The sequence below is a fragment of the Polynucleobacter sp. genome (genome assembly GCF_040400325.1).
GTDB lineage: Bacteria > Pseudomonadota > Gammaproteobacteria > Burkholderiales > Burkholderiaceae > Polynucleobacter.
The window spans coordinates 1-2,777 of sequence record NZ_JBBAQK010000035.1 but is presented as its reverse complement, the minus strand read 5'-3'; the positions used below and the strand labels follow the sequence as shown (position 1 = coordinate 2,777).

The 2,777-nt window shown below is 45.6% G+C and carries 1 protein-coding gene; it reads left to right on the top strand.

Going from position 1 to position 2,777, the window contains the following annotated elements; all coding sequences use genetic code 11:
- Positions 1-545: 545 nt before the first annotated feature.
- Positions 546-2,777: hypothetical protein (locus tag ABWP14_RS11340; RefSeq protein ID WP_353203081.1), on the top strand; the 2,232-nt coding region annotated here is incomplete at its 3' end.

The window sequence follows — 2,777 nt, the reverse complement described above, 5'->3', positions numbered from 1 at the left end:
GAATCTTTCGGTTTAACAATAAAACAGATTAATCTTAGAGACACGAATCCTGTACCTAAGTCTTAGTGTAGTCTGTGTTTGAATACCAGTCGTAGTGTAGTCTGTGTTAAAGGACTAACGAACCTCTGTATTCTCAACTGTTTAAAAGAGTTAGATTCATATACCAATGATTCAAACCTATGTACCCCCAAAAAGACAATTTCAAAACATGGCGATCCTTTGGCTAGCTATCTTTTTCATTGTTTAACCGATTGAATTATTCACTGTACGCTTATCCCTGTTTCATAGAGAAACAAGCGCGATTCTCGCTACATACATCTCGCTATTATCTCGCTGTTTTATTGAAAAACAAGTGCGATTCTCGCTGAATATATTCTGTATTGTCCGGATTCCTACATTTAGTTAACGCTTGAAAATGGCTGGCTTGTCTGGCATTTCTCCCGTGACCTAAATTTCGGAAATCACGAACTCTACAAACGTGGAATCTTATATCTCCGCTTAACGTTGAAAATTGCTGGCCTGACCGGCATTTCGATTGTTATTCGTTGTATACTGACAACTACGTTACGCTAGTTAGCGCTAGAATTCAAATAAGAAAACTAGTAGTTTTGTCTACTTTATTTTCTGCAGGAGGCCATAGGCCAAATATTGAAGCCATAATGACTTCATCATTTGACTATTCTTCCTTCAAGACAGAGTATGTCATCCAAAACAATCTCCGGGAACTATGCGATGCCATCAGAGCAACGCAGAACCCACAGGGACAGCCCCTGTTCCCAGATGCAGCAGCGGATGCGCAAGCAAATCCGCTACAAGCATTGGTCGCTAGACTGAACCTCAATGAGGGAGTCGATGCAGACCCAGTATTCGACTTTGAATGCAATGGCATGACAGTCCGAGAGTGGGGCGATGCATGTGCAAATCATGTCAATGCTGCCGGAGCCGCTGCTCCCAGGAACCTTATGGACTGGATGCAGTCTAGAGGTTCTAGACTGTACTATGTCTCTGCCGGTGAACCCAATGGCAACAATGTCCAATGGACTGAGCTAACCAGGCCAGAAAGCTCTGACGCAGCATATGAAAATGCTGAGTTGATCTTTCTTGACCCACACTGCACAATCGTAGACTGGCGTTCCAGCCTAGCGAATCTAAAACGTCTAGCAAGAGACAGACGGTATACGTTCCTGATGATGAGAACAGCTTTGCTGCGAATCATCTCTAGACTAATGCCAGAACAAATTCAGTTGCTTCAGGAAAAAACAGCAAATGAAATTGCTGTATTTCTCCTGAAACTGGACGGCAGGATAGACAAGCTGACACTGTACCGACAGCAGCTGCTAGTCTTCCACAGAAAAGCCAATGAGGATCTCACCTCTGCTATGGCCAGGCTAGAAAACCTAGTTGACAAAATGCATCCAGTAGCCCAAGCAGACAATCTGCCTCTGCGTGATCAGATATTCAGGACAGCCCTGATATCTCTGACACCAGACAGTATAGCTTGTCCTCTAATAGAGGATATTAGAAAGGCTAGTCTAGACTGCATTCCCTTAGCTCTTCCAGAGATAAGGAGAATAGTTCTAGCAGCAGAAAGGCGTGCTAACGTAGTGCTAACATCTCCGCTCACCTTTGGCAGGTCTGTAAATAACCAGCCTCTGGCCAGCCAGATACAGCTAAACAGCATGCAGTGTGACTACTTTAGAAAAAAACTTCCCTATGATTTCTATGGAGAAGAAGTTTATCAAAGTACACACCAGTACCGGCCTGTGATTTACCAAAATCCCCTGCACCAAATGCAAGGAGGACAAGGAAATCAGCAGCAGCCTCCCCCAAGGATACCTCAGCAGCAACCAGCTGTTAGGCAACCTCAGCCTCCTCCAAGGGAGCAGCAGCAGCCTCTTAGGCCTGTCTGGCGCGCCCCTCCAGTCTCTAACCCTCCTCCTAATCTAGGCTATGAACTAGACATGGACCAAAGGTTAAGAGAGGAACTAGCTAGAAGGACTGCTAATTCAGCAGCCGCTTCTCAAGCCGCCAATGCCTCTGATCAGGATAGAAATCCCAGATCTTTCGCTGAGGCCGACAGAATTCGCAGATCTCGCATGAACGAACATGTAGAAAGAGATAGAGAACAAGCTAGACTTCAGAAGATTGCTGAAAATGCTAGCAGAGCTGAGGCTGTGTGGAAAAGCAGAAATGCAAATCTATTTGCCCAGCTTCGAGAGTCGAACCAGCCAAACACTTTGGACCCTTTATCAGGCCACAGTGCTACGGCTCAAAACCTGCAAGAGCCAGGAAATCAAATGTTTCAGACCTATGAAGGTCATGAACATGAGATAAAAGATGAGAACGATAAGGAGCACTACCAAGATGCTTCTGATCGAACCATCGATATGTCAGTAGATGATCCTGACTTGCTATTGCATGCATCAGAGAGCTTTTTTCAAAATGTTCTTCCAGAGCATCCAAAAAATCCCTCCTGGTCATCTCACCCTATGCCTGAAGGCCAAACCAGGCCCACTCAGCATCAGGCTGCAGCAGTGCAGAGCACTCCGGGAATAGGTCTGGTAAATGTGCCCTATGCGGCTAATACCAGTCCCTTGGGAGATCCCAGACCCAGAAACATATCAGGTGGTAGAGGAAGATCTGGACAGAGATTCAGTGATCCTCCTTACAACCCACCCTCTTATCTAAGACGACCAGCCTCTGCTGGAGCAACATTGCTCCATGAGATGGAAACAAGGTCAAAATCTAGAGATAACAAGGAGGAGTCTAACTCTCTC